This window comes from Azospirillum palustre, from assembly GCF_002573965.1.
In the GTDB taxonomy this organism is placed as follows: Bacteria; Pseudomonadota; Alphaproteobacteria; order Azospirillales; family Azospirillaceae; genus Azospirillum; species Azospirillum palustre.
The window spans coordinates 1505844-1528264 of sequence record NZ_PDKW01000043.1; the positions used below are offsets into that span (position 1 = coordinate 1505844).

Consider the following 22421-nt stretch of genomic DNA (forward strand, 5'->3'; position numbering starts at 1 on the left):
ATCGACGCATATTGCTGGGCAAGCATGGCTGTGGCCTGAAATTCCACCGGTACCAGGGTTCCGCCCGACTATGTCATTTCCTATGACAAAGGACCATAGACTTTCAGAGAGGCGAGATGAGAGCAGCCGCGACATCGCGCTGCATCACACCGGCACCACGACCCGGAAGGTCGATCCCTTCCCCAGCATGCTGTCGACGGCGACCGCGCCGCCATGCAGCAGGGCGATCTGCTGGACGGTGTGCAGCCCGATGCCGGTACCCGGCACCCCGGAAGCGCCCGCCCCGCGGAAGAAGCGGTCGAACAGGCGCGGAAGCTCCACCTCGGGAATGCCGCGGCCATGGTCCGTCACCTCGATCACCGCCATGGCGCCGTCGGTGTCGCCGCTGAGGAGGATCGGCCCACCCGGTCCGGAATATTTGAGGGCGTTGTTGACCAGATTGCTGATCACCAGGCCGATCAGGTTGGCATCGATCTCCGCCCGCTGCGGCAAACGATCCAGGGTCAGCCGGAATTCGCGGTCGGGGTAGGCGACGCGGAAAGGCTGGACGACGGCGCGGATCAGGTCCGGAAGGTCGACCTCGGCCCGCTCCACGACGAGGGCGTTGCTCTGCAGCCGCTCGTCGGTCAGATGGGAGTCGATCAGGCCGGTCAGGCGCTGCACGCTGCCGCGGATCACCGTCAGCCGTTCCAGCATCTCCGGCTCCACCTGCCCGGCCCGCATCGCCAGCAGTTGGGCAGCGCTGTCGATGATGGCGAGCGGTGTGCGGAATTCGTGGCTGACCATGCCCAGGAACTGGCGCTGCTGGTCGCGCGCCAGCAGTTCGCGCTCCAGCGCCCGTTCCACCCGTTCCTTCGCCAGGATCAACGCCTTCTGGTTGGCGGCCAGTTCCAGCGTGCGATCCTCCACCCGCTTTTCCAGCGAGCGGTTCAGCGCCATCAGCTCCTCGTACAGGCAGACATTGTCGAACCCAATGGCGACGCGGTTGCAGAACAGCTCCAGCAGGCGCTGCTCGTCGGGGATATAGGGCTCCGCCCGTTCCAGCCGGAAGATGGTCACGCCATGCTCGCGCGTGCGGAAAACCAGGACGCAATGGTCGTCACGGTAGAGGTTGGACTGGGTGGCGAGCGCAGTTGCCACCTCCGCGGCGGCGGCGGCGGACAGGACGTCGGCCACCGGCATGCCGATGCTGCCGGCGAACGGACCCAGCCCGGCGACGATGTCGACGGTCAGGCTGCCGTCGGCACGCGCAACCGGCCGGCAGGCAAGCACCGCAGGCGCGGCGCCGTGATCGACGACGCGGGCGATCTGCTCCGCCAGCCGTTCGACGAAGCAGCGCATCGGCCGCATCTCGAACAGCGGGGCCGACGCGCTGAGGATCCGCTCCAGCCCCTGCCTGTTGCGCTCGATCGTCACGATGTCGCGCCAGGCACGCAACGCGCTGACCAGGGTGGTGAAGAGACGCTGGGCGGTCAGCTCGCTCTTGGCTTTGTAATCGTTGATGTCATAGCCGACGATGACGTCGCGTTCCGGCGCCTGTCCCGGCTGGCCCGTGCGCAGGATGATGCGCATGCGGTGGTTGCCCAGTTCCTCCCGGATGTAGCGGACCAGCTTCAGGCCGGCATCCTCCGTCTCCATGACCACATCGAGCAGGGCGATGGGCAGGTCCGGCCGCCGGGCGAGGACCGCCCTCGCCTCTTCCGCCGACAGAGCGCTCACCACCTCGAACGGACGTCCGTCGAAATCGAAGTCGCGCAGCAGAACCGCGGTCATGGCATGGACCTGGGGGTCGTCGTCCACCACCAGAACGGGCCAGGGCAGCCCGCACGGCCGATGGGGCGCTGCCACGGTCGCGGCGCCGTCTTCCGGGCCGAACAGCAGCTCGTCGTCCAGCCCACCGTCCATCCCCATCATCCGCCGCCCCCATACCACTGCGCATGACCGCCCTTACCACAGCACAATGGAACCACCGTCCGGTGCCGGTTCCAAGTCTGATCGGACGAATAGGCAGCATTCGTTTCAATTTGTCGCATATGAGCGAACAGCGACGTGTCGCTTCGTCAATGTTTCGCAAGAGTTCATTACGCCCACACACAACGGAAGCTGTGCAACGGACGGAGCGGGTGCGACACTGATCACGGGACGGCTGCCCGCCGGGAGAGGGGACGGAGGATTCCCTTTTCCATGCTGCGGGGATGCTCCCTCTGCCGAAGTCCCAGGGCATCATGCCGGATTGGACAGAAGAGAGGACGAAGCCTACTATTCGGGGAAATAGTATGGACACTTAACCCGATATGGTTGCCGGGTGACGGAATGCAACGGTTGAGCTATTCTCGCGCCCTGTCCATCTCCTTTGCGGCCATCTCCTTTGCGGCCATCCCCTTTGCGGAAGGACCACCTCGCCCCGATGACCCCTGCTGGCCTCGAACAGGACTCACATGCCGCAGGAAGCCGGGATGCGAAACAGGAGGGGCGCAAGGCGGCGTCCCTGGCCGTTGGCGCATTGCTGGCGGTGTCGCTGGGCCTCACCGCCGCCCTGCTGGTGTTCTCAGCCTACCAGTATCGCAGCCAGGTGATCTCGGAGGCGGAGAACCGCAGCATCGCCATCGCCCGCGTTCTTGAGGAACATGCGGCGAGAACGCTGGGCATCCATGCCTCCACCCTGTCGCACATGGAATGGATGGTGGACGACCTGGGCTGGGACCGGATCGACAACACTCCCCTGCTGTTCGAGCGGCTGAAGGCGATGGCCGCGCAATCGCCGGAGGTCCAGTCCTATTGGATCACCGACGAGACCGGGCGGGTTCGTGCCAGCAGCTACGAATGGCCGATGCGCCCTTTGAACGCGGGAGACCGCGAGTATTTCCGCGCCCACCTGTATCCCGGCACGATGCTTCATATCGGCCCGCGGCTGAACGGCAAGATCGTATCGGATGTCTTCTTCACCCTGAGCCGCCGGATGGAACTGCCCGACCACCGGTTCCAGGGTGTGGCGCAGATCTCGCTGCTCCCCAGCTATTTCACCGACTTCTACCGTTCGGTCCTGCATGGGTCCCGCGATGTGATCCTGCTGATGCGCGAGGATGGCGAGGTGCTGGTCCGCAATCCGATGATCGCACCGGAGGACAGCGCCGCCATCGGCCATTTCCCGGAACTGATCTCCGCCCCCGACAGGAACGGCATCTTCCGCACGGTCACCCCCTCCGACGGGATCGAGCGGTTGCTTGCCCGCCGCAAGGTGCCCGACCTGCCCGTCTACGTGGTCTATGGCACCGATGTCGCCTCCATCGAGGCGGCCTGGCGCGACCGGGTGCTGCCCTATGCCCTGACGGCCTTCCCGGCGCTGGGCCTGCTGGGCCTGCTGGGCGGCATCGCGTTGCACCGGTCACGTCAGGCGGTCAACGCGCAGGAGGCGCTGCGCCGCGCCAACGAGGCGCTGGAGGGCCGCATCGCCGAGCGCACCCGTCACCTCGATCAGGCGCTTGCCGACAAGGAAGTGCTGCTGCGCGACATTCACCACCGGGTGAAGAACAACCTGCAGGTCATTCTCAGCCTGCTGGAGTTGCAGGCGCAACGGTCACCCGAGTTGGAAGCGCCGTTCAGCGAAGCCCTGACCCGCATCAACACGATGGGTCTGATCCACGAGCAGATCTACCGGTCGACCGGCATATCGGCGGTCCGGCTCGACAATTTCGTCGAGGCGCTGGCCGGGCACCTCAACAGCTTCCACAGCCGCCCCGGCCGGACAATCGTCATCAGGCACCGGGTCGAGCCCGTCAGCCTCGACCTGAACCGCGTGGTGCCCTTCGCCCTGATCCTGAACGAGGTGGTGTCGAACGCCTACAAGCATGCCTTCACGGGCCGCTGCTCCGGCACCATCGACATCGCGGTGAAGGCGGAAGGTGGATCGCTGCACCTGACCATCGAGGATGACGGCACCGGCGCGCCGGAACCGGAGGATGCCGCCCCGCCCGGACGGCGGTCGATGGGCATGGATCTGGTCCGGGCCTTCACCCGGCAAATCCACGGCGAATACCATTTCACCAGGGGCGCGGGCACGCGGTTCGATCTGGTCTTCCCGCAGGAGGCGGACCCCGCCTAACGCTTGCAGCGTTTGGCCTGATTGGGTTTGTCGGAATTGGACTTGTCCGAATTGGGCTTGGGGGGAAGCGGCTTGTCATGGCCGGCGGCGACACCGTTGATGGGGTCGTCCGATTTCGGCAGCTTCTCGGCTATGCCGTAGGCCAGTTCGCGCCGCCGCAGCTCCGCCAGGATCTCGTCGGGGGCGACATCCAGGTCGGCCAGCAGGACCACCAGATTGTACATCAGGTCCGCCGCCTCCATCACCAGCGCGCCGCGGTCGCCGCGCATCGCCTCGATCGCCACCTCGATCGCCTCCTCCCCCACCTTGCGCGCCATGCGGGCGCGGCCTTGGGCCAGCAGCTTTCCGGTGCGGGAGGTCTCGGGAATGGCGGACGGTTCGCGCCGCATCGTTTGGACGGCGTCGTAGAGACTGCGGAGCGGATCGGGGCCGATATACTGAACCATCCCCCTGAAGTCGTTTTTTCCGGCAGCACTGTCAAGATGTTGGTTGGTCGGCCGAACATCCGGCGGACGCGGGGGAGCGCTCCGGATGGCGTCGCCATGGGTTAATAGTTCGCGATGCTGATTGATTTGCCTGACGACGATTTGCTGAAGGAAACCTCTGTATAGCTGTAATTTTTGCAGCATCCAGCAATGCAAAGGCAGCGTATTTGGCATTGGGTATACCAGTATATAGTCTCCTCAACAGCCCGATGGAGACGACAATGACCACCACCACTTTCCAGCCCGGCACCGAACACCACGCTTCGACCGATGCCCTGCACGCCGTCGCCGAATTCCCGGTGGCCTGGTTCGAAGCCACCCCGGCCTTTCTGGTCCTGCGTCCGGTCGGCGCCTTCCTGCGTGAATGGGCTGCCGCCACCCCGGCCGGTTACCTGCTCGGCCTGCTGAAGCGCTGACACCCCGCCACCCCTTCCGACATTTCCAGCCGACGGAGACGATCATGAGCATCCTCAGCCTTCATCATGGCGATCACGGCATCCATGGCGACACCCAGTCCCAGCATCCGGTCCGCGATTTCGCTGCCGACTGGTTCGAAGCCACCCCCGCGGCGATCCTGCTGCGTCCGGTCGCCGCGTTTCTGACCGAATGGGCCATGGCCACCCCGGTGGCGATCCTGGTCCGGTCCCTGCACCGCTGAGTGCGGAACAAAAGCAAAAAAGTCTTGAGGGTTTGAAAGGCGACCGCGGCACGGCCCGACCATACGGGTTGCCGCGGCCTTTTCTTTTTCAGGGTCCGTTTTTTTCCACGGTCCGCTTCCCTGCCGGCGCGCTCAGGCGCCGCCGCGGACATCCTCGACCAGCATTTCCAGCCGTGACAGGTCGCGCACCACCAGCGCGTCGGGACGGCGTTCCAGCATCCCGTCGCGGGCCAGGTCGCTCAGCACGCGGGCAACGGTTTCACGCGTGGTGCTGACGCGGGCGGCAATGTCGGAATGGACGGGGATCGGCGCGATGATCGCCGACGCACCCTGGCGCGAACCACGCTTGGCGAGGCGCAGCAGTTCGGCATGAATGCGGTTGTTGGCGCCGAGCGTCGACAGTTCCATGATGCGGTCGGTGGCGCCGCGCAGCTTGTCGCACAGCCGCAGCATCGTCGCCATCGCCAGTTCCGGATGGGCGGTCACCAGCGCCTGGAAAGGCTTGGCCGGCAGGAAGGCGACCAAGGCGCCCTCCCCCAGCGCCACCACCGACGCGGACCGCGGACGGCCGTCCAGCGCCGACATCTCCCCCACCAGTTCCCCCGCCTCGATGTCGTTGAAGCTGATTTCGCGCCCACCGGCCGAATGGCTGAGCACCCGCACCCGCCCTTCGACCAGAAAGGCGACGTCGCGGGTGTCGGCCCAATGGTCGATCAGCTGCTCGTCGGGAGCGAAGCGGCGCCAGCGGCATTGGCGCGCCACCGCGGCGCGCTGGTCGGCGGACAGCGGGCGGAGCAGCGCGATGCGGTCCAGGCCGGCGGCGGATGCCTCGGCCAGCCCATCGGCCGGGCTGTCGGGTTTTGTCATTCTGGTTTCGTCATATCGGTCTTTGGCACGGAAGATTCCGGCTTCGCCCCGGACTGTATGTTGCCCCGAAGGATAGCGTGACCTGCGCAAAGGTGGAAGGCGCTGTGACCATTGGCCGGTGTCAACCCTCCGTTAACGCCAAGCGCGCAGAAGGGGGTGACGCCACACCGAATTCCCATTGGCCAGTCCCATCGTTGCCCGGAGCGCCGACCATGCCGAGCCTGTTCCCCGTGCCTACCGCCCGCCGCATCGACCGGCAACGGCTGCTGTCGGTCGCCCTGATCCCCTTCGCGGCGGCCATCGCCATGGCGAGCACGGTCGCCGCCACCGGCTTCACCGCCAGCCCTCTGGGCGAGGCGAACAGCACGCTGGGCTTCCTGCTGGATTTCGTGAAGTTCTGCTATCTCGCCGTCGCCATGGCGCATCTGTCGGGCGCCATCGCCGACCACACCTGCGGCAGCCTCGCCGCCGGGCTGTCGATGGACGAATACGACGCACCGGAACCGGTCTCGAAGGACGAGTTCTGGCGCGCCTTCCCCAACCATGTCGACGGCGCCGCCATCGCCGGGGCCGTCACGATGCTGTCGGTGATCGCGGGCTCGCTGGTCGGCTGACGTTTTCCCAATTCCCGCGTCCCCTTACGCGGCAGTTGAGAGCGGACCGCGCTTGCCCCACTATGGCGCGGATGGACGATGGGCGGATGGGCAGGCGTGAGCGGAGATCAGACTGAACCGAAGGCCGAGATAAAGGCCGACCCGAAGGCCCAAGGCAAGCCCCAGGCGAAAGGCCATCCGGGGGAGCCGGCGCGGCACCGCCGCGAGGGCATCGGGTTGATGGGGCGCCTGCGGGCTTATTTCCTGGCCGGCATCCTGGTGACGGCCCCCATAGCGATCACCGTCTATATCGCCTGGTGGTTCGTCTCGCTGATCGACGGCTATATCCGGCCGCTGATCCCCAGCGCCTACAATCCGGAAAACTACCTGCCCTTCTCGATCCCCGGCATCGGCGTTCTGGTGGTCATCATCGCCGTCACCCTGATCGGCGCCTTCGCCGCCGGCTATGTCGGCCGGCTGGTGCTCGGCGTCGGCGAAGGGGTGGTCGGGCGCATGCCGGTCGTCCGCTCCGTCTATGGCGGGGTGAAGCAGATCTTCGAGACGGTGCTGGCCAAGAAGTCGAACGCCTTTCGCGAGGTGGTGGCGATCCAGTATCCGCGCCCCGGCGTGTGGTCGCTGGGCTTCATCACCGGCAGCGCCCACCCTGAGGTGCAGGTGAAGCTGGCCGGCGAAGCCGACGACATCGTCAACGTCTTCATCCCCTGCGCGCCGCCCACCGCCGGCTATCTGGCGATGGTGCCGCGGCGCGAGGTGACCGTGCTGAACATGACCGTCGAGGATGGGCTGAAGCTGGTGATGTCCGGCGGCATCGTCGTCCCGCCCGACCGCCGCCCCACCCTGGTGGAAATGCCGGCCGAACCCGACGATGAGGATCGGGACGGCGATCAGCCCGACCGCAAGGTCTTGGCCGCCGCATCGCGTTCGAAGAGGTAGAGCAGGGTCCGCAGAGCCTGCCCGCGCGGGCTGGCGAGGTCGGGGTCGCGCTCCACCACCAGCCGGGCATCGTCGCGCGCCACCGCCAGCAGGTCGCCATGCACCGCGAGGTCGGCCATCCGGAAGCCCGGCAGGCCCGACTGGCGGGTGCCCAGAACCTCGCCAGCACCGCGCAGGCGCAAATCCTCCTCCGCGATGACGAAGCCGTCCTCGGTGTCGCGCAGCGTCTTCAGCCGCGCCCGCGCCGTCTCCGTCAGGTTCGACTCGAACATCAGCAGGCAGCTCGACGGCTTCTCGCCACGGCCGACCCGGCCGCGCAGCTGGTGAAGCTGGGCAAGGCCGAAGCGTTCGGCATGCTCGATCACCATCACCGTCGCTTCCGGCACATTCACGCCGACCTCGATCACCGTGGTGGCGACCAGCACGTCGAGGTTGCCCTCGGCGAAGGCGGCCATCACCGCATCCTTGTCCGGCCCGCGCATCTTGCCGTGAACCAGCCCGACGCGATCGCCGAAGGTGGCGCGCAGGAAGGCATGGCGCTCGGTCGCGGCAGCGAGGTCGCTTTGCTCCGATTCGTCGACCAGCGGGCAGACCCAATAGACGCGTGCCCCCTCCGCCACCTTGCGCTGGATGCCGTGGACGACCTCCTCCAGCCGGTCGAGCGCGATGGTGACGGTCTGCACCGGCTTGCGGCCCGCCGGCTTCTCGGTCAGGCGCGACACGTCCATGTCGCCATAGGCGGTCAGGGTCAACGTGCGCGGGATCGGGGTGGCGGTCATCACCAGCACATCGACCGCCCGCCCCTTGGCCGACAGTTGCAGGCGCTGGTGGACGCCGAAACGGTGCTGCTCGTCGATCACCGCCAGCGCCAGATCCTTGAAGGCAACATCCTCCTGGAACAGGGCATGGGTGCCGACCAGCAGCGGCAGCTCGCCGGACGCCAGCCGGTCGAGCACCGCCTGGCGCGCCTTGCCCTTGTCGCGCCCGGTCAATAGCCCGATCTCGACCCCGGCCGCCTTGCACAGCGGCGCCAAGCTCTCGGCATGCTGGCGGGCGAGGATTTCGGTGGGCGCCATCAGGGCGGCCTGGGCCCCGGTCTCCACCGCGTTCAGCATCGCCATCAGCGCGACCACGGTCTTGCCGCTGCCGACGTCACCCTGGAGAAGCCGCAGCATCCGCCGTTCGGCGGCCATGTCGGCATAGATCTCCTCCAGCGACCCGGCCTGTGAGCCGGTCAGGGAGAAGGGCAGCGCCGCCAGCGCGGCCCGGCGCAGACTGCCGTCGCCCTGGGTCGCCCGCCCGGCCAGCCGGCGCTGGCTGGCGCGCACCAGCATCAGAGCCAGCTGGTTCGCCAGCAGCTCGTCATAGGCGAGGCGGCAGCGGATGGGCGCGGTGGCGGCGAGGTCGCCTTCATCCTCCGGCGTGTGGGCGCGCTTCAGCGCCTCGGCCCAGGTCGGCCACTGGCGGCGGGCGAGCCATGCCGGGTCCTGCCACTCGTCCAGCGAAGGCACATCGTTCAGGGCGGCGCGCACCGCCTTGCGCAGCGTCTTGGCCGGCAGGCCGGCGGTCATCGGGTAGACCGGCTCGACCAGTTCCAGCTCTTCCTTGGCGTCGACCGGGACGACGGCGTCGGGATGGGTGATCTGGGCGGTGTCGTTGAACCACTCCACCTTGCCGGAAACCACCATGGTGGTGCCGGCTGGGATCTGCTTCGACAGCCAGTCGCCGCGGATATGGAAATAGACCAGTTCCAGCACGCCGGTCTCGTCGGTGCAGCGGATCTTGTAGGGATGGCGCGGGTTCACCGGCGGCGCGTGCGAATCGATGCGCACGGTCAGGGTGGCGATGCGCCCATGCGGCGCCTGCGCGATCTTCGGCGAGAAACGGCGGTCGACCACGCCGCAGGGCAGATGCCACAGCAGATCGACCACATGGGTGCCGGCCAGCTTCTCCACCAGCTTGCCCAGACGGGGACCGAGGCCGGGAAGTGCCGTGACCGGTTTGAACAGCGGAAACAGGATGGCGGGACGCACGGGCGGGTCGCTACCGGGAAAGCCTTCGACGGCCACCAGAAAGCCGGGTGGACCTTGCTGCGTCAAGGCTGCTGAACGGCATCGGGGAAAAGGCGGGGAAAAGAAGGAACGGCGGAGCGCACCCAAGGCCAGGTGGCCTATGGTGGGGGGCAACGTCGGCCTGGAAATTGGCTTGGACGCGCTCCGCCGATAGGTGCCGTCCGGAGGCAAACGGGAGAACCGGACGGTCAGGTCCGATGGCAGGGAACCATCGGGAAGAGACACCAGATAAGAAGACGCTCAACTGTGACGGGCCGGTGTTTCAGGGGGGCTGGCCCGACCGCGTCACAAGAAGGACATTAGCCCGTCCGCCCTGTCCCCAACCTGACTCAACCATGAATTTCCCTTCATGAACTGGCCAAGCCGAACGGGTGCATCAGGCCGGCGCGTCGGCCTCCCGCCGCTGGGCCAGCGCGGCGAGGCGATAGAGTTCGTCGCCGTCCAGGATGATGACGATGCGGCCGTCGTTCAGCAGGGAGACGCCGCCGACGCCGGGCACATCGGCAAGTCCGGGATGGCTTTCACGGACGAACAGGTCGCCGCGGCGCAGAAGCTTGTCGATCTCCAACCCGATGCGGCGTCCGCCCTGGCGCAGCACGACGACGAGGCGCTGACCGGGACCGGACGGCGGCCACTCCCCCTCGGCGGGAAATCCCAGCGCGTCGGCGAGGCGGACCACCGGCAGCACCCGCTTGCGGCGCATGACGGTCCAGCAGCCGGAGACGCGGTGGAAATCGTCGGCGGTGAAGCCGCAGACCTCCTCGACGAAACGGTCGGGGATCGCCAGCACCTGATCGTCGACCTGGACCAGCAGGGTGCGCAGGATCGCCGCCGACAGCGGCAGGTCGATGGCGAAGGCGGTACCCGCCCCTTCCCGCGTGCGGATGGCGATGCTGCCGCCCAGCCGGGTGATGGCGTTGCGCACCACATCCATGCCGACGCCGCGGCCCGACGTTTCGGTCACCGTGTCGGCGGTGGAGAAACCGGGGGCGAAGATGAACTCCCGCACCGCATCGGGTGACAAATGCAGGCTGTCCTCCTCGCCGATCAGGCCCTGGCGCACCGCCTTGGCGCGCACCGCCTCCGTCGCGATGCCGCGGCCGTCGTCGACGATCTCGACCACGACGCGGCTGTTGCGCTGGATGGCGCGGAGCGACAGCGTGGCCTGGGCCGGCTTGCCGGCCGACTCGCGGTCGGAGGCAGGCTCGATGCCGTGGTCGATGGCGTTGCGCACCATGTGCATCAGCGGGTCGTAGAGCATCTCCACCATGCTCTTGTCGATGCGGACTTCGCCGCCCTCGGTGGCGAAGCGGACCGACTTGCCCTGCCCGCGCGCCAGTTCGCGCACGACGCGGGGAAACTGGTTGAACAGGGATTCGATGGGAACGACACGCAGGTCCAGCGCCGCCTCGCGCAGACGGTCGACGGAGCGGCTGAGCTGGGTGTCGAGATCGAGCAGGTCGCGGCGGTGATGCTCGACCGCCTCGCGCAGGGCACGCAGATCGGGGTCACCGGCACCCAGCCGCTCGGTCAAGGCAGCGAGCGCCGACTCCAGCCGCAAATCGTTGGCGGTGGCGTTGAGGTCGCCGGACAGCAGGACCATGCCGTCGATGCGGGCCATGAAGCGGTCGATCACCTCGCCGGGCACGCGCAGCACGCCCCCCGTGGCGGTCGCCGCCGGGCGGGCGGATGGGGCGGCAGGCGGCGGGGCGGCGGTCGTCACCGAGGGACCGGCGGACTGCACCGCAGGCAGGGACGGCGCGTCGGCAGGGGCCGGCATGTCAGGAGCGAGCGGCTCCGCGCCATCCCCGGCCGGGTCGGACGGCGCGCAGGCGCGGATGCGCAGGAAGCCGCCGCCGGGGTCGATGCCGGCCAGGGCATCCGCCAGGGCCGGAAGCTCCTGCGGTGAGGCGATCAGCACACGCAGCCAGGTCTTGCCGTCGATGAACTCCGGCCAGTTGGTGATGGCGCGCACCTTGCTGCCCATCCACTGGACGAAGCCGGACGCGACCTCCGGCGAGGTCTCCAGAAAGGCGGTGACCTCGTAGAGCCGCATCTCCGGATCGGCGATGGCGGCGCGCAGGTCGGCGGTGCTGTCGGGCGACAGGAAGCGCAGCAGGCCGGGATCGAGCCCAAGGGCCGACAGATCGTCGGCGGTCAGCGGACGGCGCGCCTCGCCCGCCTCCCGCTCGGCCGAGACGGAATCGACGAAGGCGCGCAGACGGCCTTCCAGCGCAGCCACCCCGTCGGCGTCCAGATCCTCGGCCGGATCGCGCGCAGCCCGCGCCGCCAGATCGGCGAGCAGGGTGCGGGCGTCGGCCAGCAGGACCGGCCAGCCGGCATGAATAGCCGCCGGATCAGTGGGGGCCGCACGGCGCATCACATCGGCCAGCACCCGCAGCAGGGCGGAGCCGCGCGGCAGCCGGACGATGTCCAGCGTCGCCGCCATGCGGTCGAGCAGCCCGGCAAGTTCGGCGGCGACGGACGCTTCGGCCAGCGCCGCCGGATCGGCCAGCACCGCATCGACGCGGGCGCCGCCCTGCGCAAGGATCTGGGCGTTGTGGTCGGCCAGCAGGGTCGCCAGGATCGCAGCACCTGCATCCTTACCGGTCAGCCGCCCGATGCGGGCGCTGGCGGTGGCGACGGACTGAAGCTCGCGCAGGATGGCATCGGCGTCACGGGCGGCCAGCGCCTCGCGGAACCGGCGCAGCGTGTCGGCGAAGGGCAGGAGGTTCAGCCGCTCGCAGGCCAACTCCAGTCGGTCGGCCGTGTCGTCGACGCTGCGGACTCCCTCCTCGTCCAGGGTGTCGAGGTCGAGCGCGCGGGTCAGCGTCGCCATCCCGTCATGCAGCAGCCCCACGAACAGGCCGAGCATCCGCTCGTTCTCGTGCAGACGCACCGGCGAGGGCGGCGGCGGGGCGGCGGCGGGCTTGGCGGCGGGGCTTTCCCCGCCCAGCGCGTCGAGCCGCGCCAGCAGGTCGGCCGGCGCCTGCCCGTCGCGGCGGTCGCGCATGCCGGCCTCGGCAAGCCCGCGCAGCGCGTCCAGAGCGTCCAGCAGCGGGGCGGCGACCTCCTCCGTCAGCGCCAGCGCCCCGCTGCGCACACGGCCGAGGATGGTTTCCGCCCGGTGCGCCACCGCCTCCATCGCGAAGAGGTCCATGGCGCGGGCGGCCCCCTTCAGCGAATGGAAGGAGCGGAACAGCGCGGCGATCCGCTCCGCCTCCGGCCCATCGCCGGGGGCGGCGGACAGCAGCTTTTCCAGCAGGTCGCAATGTTCGCCGGCCTCGACGCCGAACTGCCGCCACAGGGTCTCGATCAGTTCGCTGGTCATGGGTCACCGCTCATCGATCACCGCTCTGGAAAGGAGGCGCCGAACCGGAGACTCAGGGTTTCACGGGCGGGGGCAAGCCGGCGGCGCGGCGGATGGCGGCGACGATGTCGTGACCCTTCTTGTGGGCAAGATCGAGGCTCATGGTGCCGGACGGCTTGGCGATGATCTCCACCGCCCCCAGGGCGCGGGCCTCGTTCGCTTCGGGAGAGCCGACCTGCGCGACGGAGGAAATGATGATGACCTTGGCGCGCGACATCAACGACAGATGCTCCATCACCTCCAGCCCCGACATTTCCGGCATCTCGATGTCGAGCAGGACGATGTCGGGCTTCAGGCTCTTGACCATCTCCAGAGCCACCTTGCCGTTTTCGGCCGCGCCGACGAGGGACAGCTCGTCGTCAGCGCGCACGATGTCGCCGATGATGGTGCGCATCAGCACCGAGTCATCGACCAGCAGGATCGTCGGCTTCGCCATGAGTAAAAGCTTCCTATGTTTGCAGCGCCTGTCGGCTTCCGGGGTCTGCCTGACTGTCAGGAGAGTGTGAATAGAGCGTTCAGCTTGCGGGCGATTGACGTAACCGGCAACACCTCCGTGGCGATACCGGCACGGATTGCCGCCCTTGGCATGCCGTCGACCGCGCAGGTCGCCGGATCCTGGACCAGAACGGGAAAGCGGCGTTCCGCGAAGACCGCTCCCCCGTTGCTGCCGTCGTCGCCCATGCCGGTCAGGACGACGGCGACCGGCGACTCCGCCGCTTCCGCCGCGCTGCGGAAGAGCCGGTCGGCCGAGGGATGGTAGATGGCGCCGGCCGGGTCGGCGGCATGCAGGGTGAAGCAGCCGGAGGTGCCGCGTCGCACGGTCCAGTCGCCGCCGCCGCGCAGGATGGTGACGGCTTCCGCGTCGAGCGTCTCGCCGTCGCCCCCCTCCGCCACCGGCCGGCCGAGCGACCGCGCGAGCGACGCGGCGAAACCGGCGGTGAAGCTGGCCGGCATATGCTGCGCCACCACCAGCGGACAGGGCAGCGGTCCGAGCGCGCCCAGCAACTCCGCCAGCGCCACCGGCCCGCCGGTGGACACGCCGACGACGACGAGGTCGGGGCGGCGTCCGCGGACGGACGGACGCGGGGGCCGAGGCGGTTCGGGTGTGGGGTCGGGCGCGGGAGTCGCAACGGAATCGGCGGCCCGCTCCCCCGTCAGGGCCATGCGCCAGCGGCCCCAGTGGCGCACCTTCTCGGTCAGCTGGCGTTCGATGGACGCCATGTCGAAGGTGATGAAGGAGCTGTTCTTGCAGACGAAATCCACCGCCCCGGTTTCCAGCGCCCGGATGGTGGCGGCCGCCCCCTCCGACGTTTCGTTGGAAACCATGATGCAGGGCGGTCCCTTTTCCGCGGCGATGGCCTGAACCGATTCGATCCCGTCCATGACCGGCATGTTCAGGTCCATCGCCACCACATGCGGCTTGAGCTTGCGCGACAGGCGCAGAGCCTCCGCACCGTTGCGCGCCTCGCCGACGATCTCGATGTCGGATGCCGGCTCCAGCATCTGGCGCAGCGCGATGCGGACGAAGTTGCTGTCGTCCACCACCAGCAGGCGGATGCGCGGGTCGGTCATGGCGTGGCGGCCTCGCTCCGGGCGTCTCCGATGGGCAGCACCCTGGTGCCGGCAGCCGCGGCGGCGGTCAGGCCCTCGGGCCGCAGAACCGGGATCAGGGCATTGTCCAGGCGGATCACCGCGGCGGTCAGGCGGTCGGACAGCGGGTCGACATCCTCGCTGTCGATCTTGCGGATGCGTTGGATCTCGTCGGCGATCACCGCCACAGTCCCGCCGTCGATCTCCACCAGGACCGCGATGCCGGGCGTGGCGGGAGCGGCACCGACCGGCGCCCGCGCCAGCAGGCGGCGCAGATCGAGAACCGGGAGGATGCGGCCGTCGACATCGGTCAGCCCGTCGAAGCTTTCGGCGCCCTGCGGCAGGCGCAGCCGGTCCGATACCTCCACCACGCGGCGGACCCTTTCGAACTCCAGCGCATAGATGCGGGCCTCCACCACCAGGGTGAGGAAGCGGCGATAGAAGCGGCGCGGCAGACGGCTTTCCGCCAGATCGTCGTCGGGATCGCCGCCCTCGGGCACGAAGCGGCCGATGTCGTCGAGTTGATCGCCCAGCATGCGCGCCACGCTCCTCACGTCGAGCCAGAGTCCGTCATAGTCCACGATCCGGGCCGCTGCCCCGGATTCTCCCGCGCGCAGGCGGTCCAGCGGCACGCGCACCACGCCCCGCACCCCGTCCACCCGCACGCCCACCGGCCCCCGGCGCGTCCGCAGGACGACGGCATAGCCGCCGGGCCGATCCCCGATACCTGCACCGGCACCGAGCGGATCGGTGACCAGGATCGACCGCTTCTGCACCCGCGCCACGCCGCGCACCAGCGCCGGCGCATGGGGCAACGGATGCAGGTCGCCGACGGGGAAGACCAGCAGCAGATCGGCCATCTCCAGCGCATGGGGTCGGCCGGCGACCTCCACCATCAGCAGGCGGATGCTGGCACGCTCGCGCGACGGGTCGGGCGGCTCCGCGGCACCGCCGGACAGGGCATCGGCATCAGCCAACCCCGGAATGGCGAGTGCCCCGCCGCGCCCCAGCTGCATCAGGTCGGGGTCGAGCAGCCGCAGGGACCGCTCGCCATGGCGCAGCCGGCCGGCCACCGGTGTTCCGCAATCCTCCGGCTCCGCCGCGCACAGCCCCACCCGCTCCGTCGTCAGCGTGCCGCCGATGCGGCCGGCGCGGAGTGCCAGCACGCCGCCCCCGGCGCGCAGCACGATCAGCAGCCCGCCGCGCCGTCCGCCGCTCCAGGCCAGCCGCAGCGAGGGGTAGCCGGTGACGTCCAGCACCGGCAGGATGCGGCCGGCGACATTCGCCAGCCCCTCCACCTGCGGCGGGGCAAAGGGAAGCCGGGTGATGCCGGTCGGCTCCGCCACTTCCTCCACCCGATCGGCGGCGACAGCGAAGGGCGTGCCGGCGATGTCGAAGGTGAGATAGCCACACGTCATGCCGCCGCCCCTCCCCGCCGGTAAGCGAGCGCGCGGTCGCCGCGATGGCGTTCGAAGCCGTGGCCCCGGCCGCAGCCGTCCGGCAGCCGGTCGGTGGTGCCGAGCACCAGCCAGCCACCCGGCGCCACCGCCGCGGTCAACAGGGAGAGCGCCCGTTCACGGCTGCTATCATCGAAATAGATCATGACGTTGCGGCAGGACACGAGATCGAATCCACCGGCCGGCACCCCATCCGGCAGCGACTCATCCATCAGATTGTGGCGGGCGAAGCGCACCACGCGGCGGGCATCGCCATGCACCCGCCGGTACAGCGGCGCCTCCGCCCCCAGCGGCACGAACCAGTTCCCGTAGTCCGCCGGCATTTCGCGGAAGGGGCCCAGCCCCTCGCCGCCATAGCAGGCGTTGGCGGCCTGCCGCACGGCGATGCGGCTGAGGTCCGTGCCGAGAACCTCGACGGTCCAGTCGGTTTCCAGCCCCTGGGCGGTGCGGCGTGCGTGCCCGGCGTCGGCCAGCGCCTCCAGCGTCACGATGGCGAGACCGTAGGCCTCCTCCCCGGTGGCGCAGCCGGCGCTCCACAGCCGCAGGGTCCGCGTCGCGGCGCGCTCGGCGATCAGGCGCGGCAGCAGATGGCTGCGCAGATAGGCGTGATGCGGCAGGTCGCGGAAGAAATAGGTTTCATGGATCGTCAGATTCTCGATCAGGCTCAGCCAGTCCGGGCTGTCGGCCGGCGCCCCTTCGATCTGCGCCACCCAGTCCTCCAGCACCGACAGCGGCATCGCCGCCAGGATGCGCACCAGCTTGCGCTCCAGCGGGCGGTCGTGACGGATCCCCGCCTTGCGCCGGACATCCTCCAGCAGCCGCCGCACCAGATCGTGCAGCGGACCCTCCGATCCGGACGCAGGAGGAACGGCGGCGCCGGTCACGACGCCCGGAAGCGTTCGGCCAGCCGCCGGGTGTCGTCGGCCAGCCGGGACAGATGGACCATGGTCGCGGTGATCTCCTCCGACGCGGCGGCGTTCTTGGAGGCGACGGTGCGGATGTTGCCGACGTTCGATTCGATCTCGACGATATGGTCCTGCTGGTGGGCCATGGCCGCGGCGACCGACTGGACCATGCGGTCGATCTGGGCGACCCGCTCGGCGATGCCATCCATCATCTGCACCACCTCCGCCGTGGCGGTCATCCCCTCCTCCGCCAGTGCTGCGGCGGCCTCGACGATCTCGGCGATCTGGCGGGCGCTCTCGACGGCGTTGTCGGCGAGCTTGCCGACCTCCTCGGCGACCACCTCGAAGCCCTTGCCCTGCTCGCCGGCGCGGGCGGCCTCGATGGAGGCGTTGACCGACAGGATGTTGGTCTTCACCGCGATCTGGGTGATGGCTTCGGTGATGCGGCCGATGCGACGGCTGTTGTCGCCGATGGTCTGGGAAACACGGACCAGCCGCGCCATCTCCGCCTTGCCGCGGTCGGCGAATCCGGCGGTGACACGCACCATGTCGGAGGCGGCGCGGGTGCTGTCGGTGACATCGGCGATGGCCCGGACGGAGCGGCCAACCGCATTCACCACCCGGTCGAGATCCTCGGTCTGGATGGCGGCGCCGTCGGCGACCTGCGACACCGCGGTGCTGGCCTGCCCGGCGGCGACGGCGACCTGGGCGGCCTGCTGGCCGATGTTCCGGAAGGAGGCACGGGCATCCTCCACCAGCGCCGCCATCTCGCCGTAACGGCCGGGGAGAGGCGTTGCGGCCGGTGCGTCGCCGCCCTCATGCGTCAGGCGGCGGAGGGTCGCATGGAGGCTGTCCTGGGTCCGGGCGACACGGGCGAGCGCCGCGGCAATGCCTCCGGTCTCGTCGCCGCGGACAGACAGCGCGGATGCATCGTCCGGCGTTGCGGGGTCCGGCGTTCCGGCGGCGAGGCGGTCCGCAGCCGCCTCCAGCCGCGTCATCGCGTCCGACAGATCGAGCGCCAGGACACAGCCGATCAGCAGCGCCAGGGCAAGCGCGCCGCCTGTGGCGAGCCAGACGGTCTGCGGCGTGGCATCCGGAACGGCCTGGGGAAGCAGAAGGGGAACGAGCGCTGCCGCCATGGGGAGAAGAACGGCGAGTCCGAAGCGGGGAAGGATCCGCAAGCTGGCCGGAAGGGACATCGCAGTAAAGGCTCCTCACGAACGACCAGCGGCAACCCGCGACATCCCGCGGAGACCGCACGCCACCCTTATGACTTGCCGGATGCACCCCAACCGAAGCAAGGTGAATCCGGCAGATGGACTGGGATGCCGCAGGTCACGCGGGGCTTCCGCCGTCCGCCCATCGCTCAACCCGGCGCCGCCCTCGGGGCGGCCTTGATCGGACCTCCACCGGCATGTCCATCGCCACCCGCATCGCCCTGGGCTTCGCCGCCGTCCTGCTGCTGACGCTCGCCGTCGCCGTCGTCGGCTGGAGCGGGCTGAACACCTACGCCTCGCGGGTGGAGATCGCTGCCCAGACCGCCCGCCTGGACACGCTGCTGTACAGCGCCCGGCAGGAGGAGTCGCGCTACCTGCTGGACGTCGACCCGTCCGCCAGCCGGCGGGTGCGGCAGTTGACCGACCAGTTGAGGACTGATGCCGAAGCACTGCTGGCCCTGCCCGATCATGCGGTCCCCCCGGAGGCATTGCGCGAGGCGCTGGAGAAGCTGGCGGCCTACCGCAAGTCCTTCGACGAGGTGGTCGGGCTGGAGGTCGACCGCTTCGCCAGCCTGGCGAAGCTGCGCAAGCAGACCTCCGCGCTGCTGGTGATCGCCCAGACGCTGACGCACGAGCAGTCGGTGCGCTATGCCGATGCGCTGGCGCGGGTGAAGGCCGACCCCGGCGACCGTGCGGCGGTGACGGCGCTCGAGTCCTCGGCACTGCTGGTTTCCATCGCCGGGCGGCTGATCCAGGACACCCGCGGCGCGCTGCTGGACGTGCAGCAGTTCCTGATCGACCATGGCGGTTCCGGCCGCAACTCCCTCAGCGCCAGCATCGACCGGTTGCTGGCGGTCGTTGGCGATGTCCGCAAGGCGGCCAACGACGGGGAAGCCCTGCGCGAGTCGGAGAAGCTGACCGCCTCCATCATGGGGGTGGAGACGGAGTTCCTGCTGGTGGCCGACATCGTCGCCCGGCGCAACGCCGCGCGGGACGCCATGCGCGACGCCGCCAGGATCGTCAACGATCAGGTGACGCAGCTGGTGGCGGCCCAGACGGCCGAGCGCGAGGCCGGACGGTCACGCGCGGTCATGCTGTTGTGGAGCGGCGCGCTCGTCGCGCTGGCCGCCGGCACGATCCTGTCCATCCTGATCGCCCGCAGCCTGACCGGCCCCATCGCCGCCACCACCGCGGCGGTCCAGCGCCTGTCGGACGGCGATCTGACGGTGGCGGTGCCCAACACCGGCCGGCAGGACGAGCTGGGCTCCATCGGCCGTGCCGTCGCCACCGTCATCCAGGTGCTGCACGGACTGCATGGCGAGATGCACAGGCTGTCCGGCAAGCCGGTGGACTCGCTTGAGACGGTCGGGACGCGCCAGGCTCCGGACTTCCATGGTGCCTATGGCGAGATGGTGGCCCTGCTGCAGGAAACCGGCGCGGCCTTCCGCACCATCGGCGAGCAGGCGACCCAGGTCGCCGTCGCCGCCGGGCAGGCCAGCACCGCCATCGCCCATGTGTCGGACGGCGCATCGGAACAGACCGACGATCTGGATCAGGTGGCGACCGCGGTCGGGCAATCGGCCCGCGCCATCGCCCATGTCACCGACAGCACACGCGATGCGTCCGACATGGTGAAGGATGCCGCCGACTTCGCCGACGGTGGGCGGCAGGACATGGCGCGGCTGCTGCGCGTCTCGCAGACCATCGCCGACAACAGCCGGCGCATCGGGCGCATCACCGAGGCGATCACCCAGATCGCGGTGAAGACCAACATCCTGTCGGTCAACGCCTCCATCGAGGCCGCCCGCGCCGGCGAGCAGGGCAAGGGCTTCGAGGTGGTGGCCGAGGAGGTCGGCAAGCTTGCCGACAATGCCGTCGAAAGTGCCCGCCAGATCGCCGAGATCGTCGAGGCCGCCGCAGCACTGGCCGAAGAGGGCAAGACCGTCACCGAACAGGCGCGGCGCCGGATGGACGGTCTGGCCGAACGGGTCGACCGCATCGACGGCGCTTTCCAATCGGTCGCGGTCGCCATGGAGGAACAGCAGGCCTCCGTCCGCGAGATCGAGCGGTCGGTCGAGAGCGTGCGCACCGTCGCTTCCAAGAATGCCGCCGCGTCGGAGGAGATCGCCGCGACGATGGTGCATCTCTCCCGCCTTGCCGATGAAACGCGCCGTCAGGTGTCGCGCTTTCAAGCCGGCTGAAGCTTGGCCGTTGCCGAAGTTCTGAACAGGAAGCGAAACCCGGAAGCGTTTTCGGCGCTGCATGCCGCTGCGCAGGGCCACCAGCCGCAGTCTCTGAAGTGGTAATTCTTAATCCCAGCCGGGATTACATGGCATTTAAAGTTCTTTTAACCCTATTCCACGCCTAATCGGTTTGCGGGAACGCTCGATCCCGAGAAGACGCTCTACTGAACATTAGACCCACACGACACCAAGGGAGTTCCCCATGCCCGCACAGAAGGTCGCCGATGAAGTCCGCTTGGCCAGCCGCATCCACGCGCGCCTGCTGGACGCCTTCATCGATTTGACGGAGCGGGAACTGGCCGGGCTGGCTCCGGGCTTCGCCGAGGAAAGCCTTACGGAGGCGCTGGACGCTCTGCGCGCCGCCCGCAAGTCTTACGGCACGACCGCCGGGGTGATGGTCATTTCCAACCTGCAACTGCCGCAGGCTTCGAACGCCGCCTGACCCCGGATGCCATCCTGCGACCGGTCGGGCCGCGACAGATCAGGCGGTGACCGCCTTGCGGGTCCGCGGCTTGCGCGCCTTTGGGGGCTCGGCCGGCGCGGCTTCCGCTTCGGCGGGCTTTACCACACTGCGCGGCTTGGCGTTGGTGGTCTTGCGCGGAGCCTTCACCACGGCGACAACCGGCGCATGATCGGGCGGCGCATGATCGGGAACGACAACCGCTTCGGCCAGGACCGCGCGTTCGGCCTGGGCCCAATGGTCGGCATCGCGGCCATGGGGACAGCCCTCTTCCAGCCAGATCGCATAGGCGCGATCACGGATGCGCTGTTCGACATCCACGCTCATTACATCTCCCCGGGGAATGGTGGTCAATTTTGCTGCGATGCAAAGACTGCCGAATTCCGAAAATGCGCGCAACCAAGCGGATCGTTATCGGCCGTCAATCCGATGACGTTTCGCCATGGTCCGGCTGCCGGCCTTGCTGGACCTCGCGCCATTTGGTGACGTTGCGGTTATGGTCCGCCAGCGACTTGGCGAAGACATGGCCGCCGGTGCCGTCGGCGACGAAATACAGGAACTCGTGCCGTTCGGGCTTCATCACCGCCTGGATCGAGGCCTTGCCCGGATTGGCGATCGGACCCGGCGGGAGGCCGGTGGCGACATAGGTGTTGTAGGGTGACTCGAACTTCCAGTCGTTGCGGGTCAAGGCCCGCCCCAGCTCGCCGCTGCCATCGGTCAGCGCATAGATCACCGTCGGATCGGACTGCAGCTTCATGCCGGCCTCCAGCCGGTTGACGAAAACCCCCGCCACCCGCGGCCGCTCGGCCGCGATGCCGGTCTCCTTCTCGACGATGGAGGCGAGCGTCAAGGCCTGCTGCGGCGTTTCGAACGGCAGATTCTGGTCGCGGTTTTTCCAGGCCTCGCCAAGCGCCTGGGTCATCGCCGTCTGCATCCGCTCGATCAGGGCAGCGCGGCTGTCGCCATAGGCAAAGTGGTAGGTCTCCGGCAGAAGGGAACCTTCCTTCGGCGGCTTGGATAGATCGCCGGTCAGTCCGGTTTCCCGTGCGAGCAGTGCGACCACCTGGGCGGAGGTCAGCCCCTCCGGCACGGTGAAGCGACGCACGACGGTGCGGCCCTGGCGCATTTGCTCCAGGACGCCTTCGATGCTGATTCCCGCGGGGAACTGGTATTCGCCGGCCTTCAGTTCACGGAAGGTGCCGGACAGCTTGGCCGCGGCGGCGAACACCAGCGGCGAACCGATCACGCCGGAGTCGCCCAGCGTGATGGCGATGGCCTCCAACCCGCTGCCGCGCGGGATGATGACCGTTTCGGATTGCTCCAACGGTCCGGGGGCCGAATAGCGCTGGTAGCCCCAGACGCCGATTCCGCCCGCCGCACCGACAGCGAGGACCAGCGTCCCCGCAAAAATCCGGAGACCCCAGCCCATCGCTCACCTCTTGAAGACT

General features: G+C 68.8%; 19 protein-coding genes. 7 read left to right on the forward strand and 12 right to left on the reverse strand.

Going from position 1 to position 22421, the window contains the following annotated elements:
* Positions 1-144: 144 nt before the first annotated feature.
* Positions 145-1905 carry a hybrid sensor histidine kinase/response regulator gene (locus CRT60_RS29465; RefSeq protein WP_244592834.1) on the reverse strand — a complete coding sequence of 587 codons (1761 nt, stop codon included), beginning with the start codon at positions 1903-1905 and terminating at the stop codon, positions 145-147.
* A 502-nt stretch (positions 1906-2407) separates the two neighbouring features.
* Here CRT60_RS29465 and CRT60_RS29470 point away from each other — a divergent pair.
* Complete coding sequence (locus tag CRT60_RS29470) at positions 2408-4102, forward strand: sensor histidine kinase (protein WP_098740009.1); 1695 nt, start codon at positions 2408-2410, stop codon at positions 4100-4102.
* Here CRT60_RS29470 and hisE read toward each other — a convergent pair.
* Complete coding sequence (gene hisE / locus CRT60_RS29475; RefSeq protein ID WP_244592835.1) at positions 4099-4548, reverse strand: phosphoribosyl-ATP diphosphatase; 450 nt, start codon at positions 4546-4548, stop codon at positions 4099-4101. The genes CRT60_RS29470 and hisE overlap by 4 nt on opposite strands.
* Positions 4549-4808: 260 nt before the next feature.
* Here hisE and CRT60_RS29480 point away from each other — a divergent pair, with 260 nt between their 5' ends.
* A complete protein-coding gene (locus CRT60_RS29480) occupies positions 4809-5003 on the forward strand; it encodes a hypothetical protein (RefSeq protein ID WP_244592836.1) in 195 nt (64 codons plus the stop codon).
* Between the two features lie 44 nt (positions 5004-5047).
* Positions 5048-5245 carry a hypothetical protein gene (locus CRT60_RS29485; RefSeq protein WP_098740011.1) on the forward strand — a complete coding sequence of 66 codons (198 nt, stop codon included), beginning with the start codon at positions 5048-5050 and terminating at the stop codon, positions 5243-5245.
* A 132-nt stretch (positions 5246-5377) separates the two neighbouring features.
* On the opposite strand, the gene CRT60_RS29490 is transcribed toward CRT60_RS29485, so the two are convergent.
* Positions 5378-6112 carry a Crp/Fnr family transcriptional regulator gene (locus CRT60_RS29490; RefSeq protein WP_098740012.1) on the reverse strand — a complete coding sequence of 245 codons (735 nt, stop codon included), beginning with the start codon at positions 6110-6112 and terminating at the stop codon, positions 5378-5380.
* A 212-nt stretch (positions 6113-6324) separates the two neighbouring features.
* On the opposite strand from CRT60_RS29490, the gene CRT60_RS29495 reads away from it, so the two are divergent.
* Positions 6325-6726, forward strand: coding sequence for a hypothetical protein (locus CRT60_RS29495; protein WP_098740013.1), 402 nt, complete (start codon positions 6325-6327; stop codon positions 6724-6726).
* Positions 6727-6822: 96 nt separating this feature from the next.
* Positions 6823-7659 (forward strand): DUF502 domain-containing protein, encoded by an 837-nt coding sequence (locus CRT60_RS29500; protein WP_342210688.1) that lies wholly within the window; start codon positions 6823-6825, stop codon positions 7657-7659.
* On the opposite strand, the gene recG is transcribed toward CRT60_RS29500, so the two are convergent.
* The 7 genes from recG to CRT60_RS29535 form a co-directional block, all read right to left on the reverse strand.
* Positions 7611-9692 carry an ATP-dependent DNA helicase RecG gene (gene recG, locus CRT60_RS29505; protein ID WP_098740014.1) on the reverse strand — a complete coding sequence of 694 codons (2082 nt, stop codon included), beginning with the start codon at positions 9690-9692 and terminating at the stop codon, positions 7611-7613. The two genes, CRT60_RS29500 and recG, sit on opposite strands and share 49 nt — an antisense overlap.
* Before the next feature lie 415 nt (positions 9693-10107).
* Positions 10108-13062 (reverse strand): chemotaxis protein CheA, encoded by a 2955-nt coding sequence (locus CRT60_RS29510; protein WP_098740015.1) that lies wholly within the window; start codon positions 13060-13062, stop codon positions 10108-10110.
* 52 nt (positions 13063-13114) lie between these two features.
* Positions 13115-13537 carry a response regulator gene (locus CRT60_RS29515; protein ID WP_098740016.1) on the reverse strand — a complete coding sequence of 141 codons (423 nt, stop codon included), beginning with the start codon at positions 13535-13537 and terminating at the stop codon, positions 13115-13117.
* Positions 13538-13593: 56 nt separating this feature from the next.
* Entirely contained in the window at positions 13594-14673 is a 1080-nt protein-coding gene (cheB, locus tag CRT60_RS29520; protein ID WP_098740017.1) for a chemotaxis-specific protein-glutamate methyltransferase CheB, read from the reverse strand.
* On the reverse strand, positions 14670-16109 hold the full coding sequence (locus CRT60_RS29525; RefSeq protein ID WP_098740018.1) for a chemotaxis protein CheW: 1440 nt from the start codon (positions 16107-16109) through the stop codon (positions 14670-14672). Before CRT60_RS29525 ends, cheB begins: the two co-directional genes overlap by 4 nt.
* Positions 16106-17032, reverse strand: coding sequence for a CheR family methyltransferase (locus tag CRT60_RS29530; protein ID WP_098740019.1), 927 nt, complete (start codon positions 17030-17032; stop codon positions 16106-16108). The genes CRT60_RS29525 and CRT60_RS29530 overlap by 4 nt, the downstream gene beginning before the upstream one ends.
* The gene (locus CRT60_RS29535; protein ID WP_098740020.1) at positions 17029-18252 is read right to left on the reverse strand and encodes a methyl-accepting chemotaxis protein; all 1224 of its coding nucleotides are present in this window, start codon (positions 18250-18252) and stop codon (positions 17029-17031) included. Before CRT60_RS29535 ends, CRT60_RS29530 begins: the two co-directional genes overlap by 4 nt.
* Before the next feature lie 215 nt (positions 18253-18467).
* On the opposite strand from CRT60_RS29535, the gene CRT60_RS29540 reads away from it, so the two are divergent.
* Entirely contained in the window at positions 18468-20471 is a 2004-nt protein-coding gene (locus tag CRT60_RS29540) for a methyl-accepting chemotaxis protein (RefSeq protein WP_098740021.1), read from the forward strand.
* A 244-nt stretch (positions 20472-20715) separates the two neighbouring features.
* Positions 20716-20955 carry a hypothetical protein gene (locus CRT60_RS29545; protein ID WP_098740022.1) on the forward strand — a complete coding sequence of 80 codons (240 nt, stop codon included), beginning with the start codon at positions 20716-20718 and terminating at the stop codon, positions 20953-20955.
* A 39-nt stretch (positions 20956-20994) separates the two neighbouring features.
* Here the strand turns inward: CRT60_RS29545 and CRT60_RS29550 are convergent, their stop codons facing one another.
* On the reverse strand, positions 20995-21300 hold the full coding sequence (locus CRT60_RS29550; protein WP_098740023.1) for a DUF2934 domain-containing protein: 306 nt from the start codon (positions 21298-21300) through the stop codon (positions 20995-20997).
* 94 nt (positions 21301-21394) lie between these two features.
* Positions 21395-22402 carry an endolytic transglycosylase MltG gene (gene mltG / locus CRT60_RS29555; protein ID WP_098740024.1) on the reverse strand — a complete coding sequence of 336 codons (1008 nt, stop codon included), beginning with the start codon at positions 22400-22402 and terminating at the stop codon, positions 21395-21397.
* Positions 22403-22421: the final 19 nt, after the last annotated feature.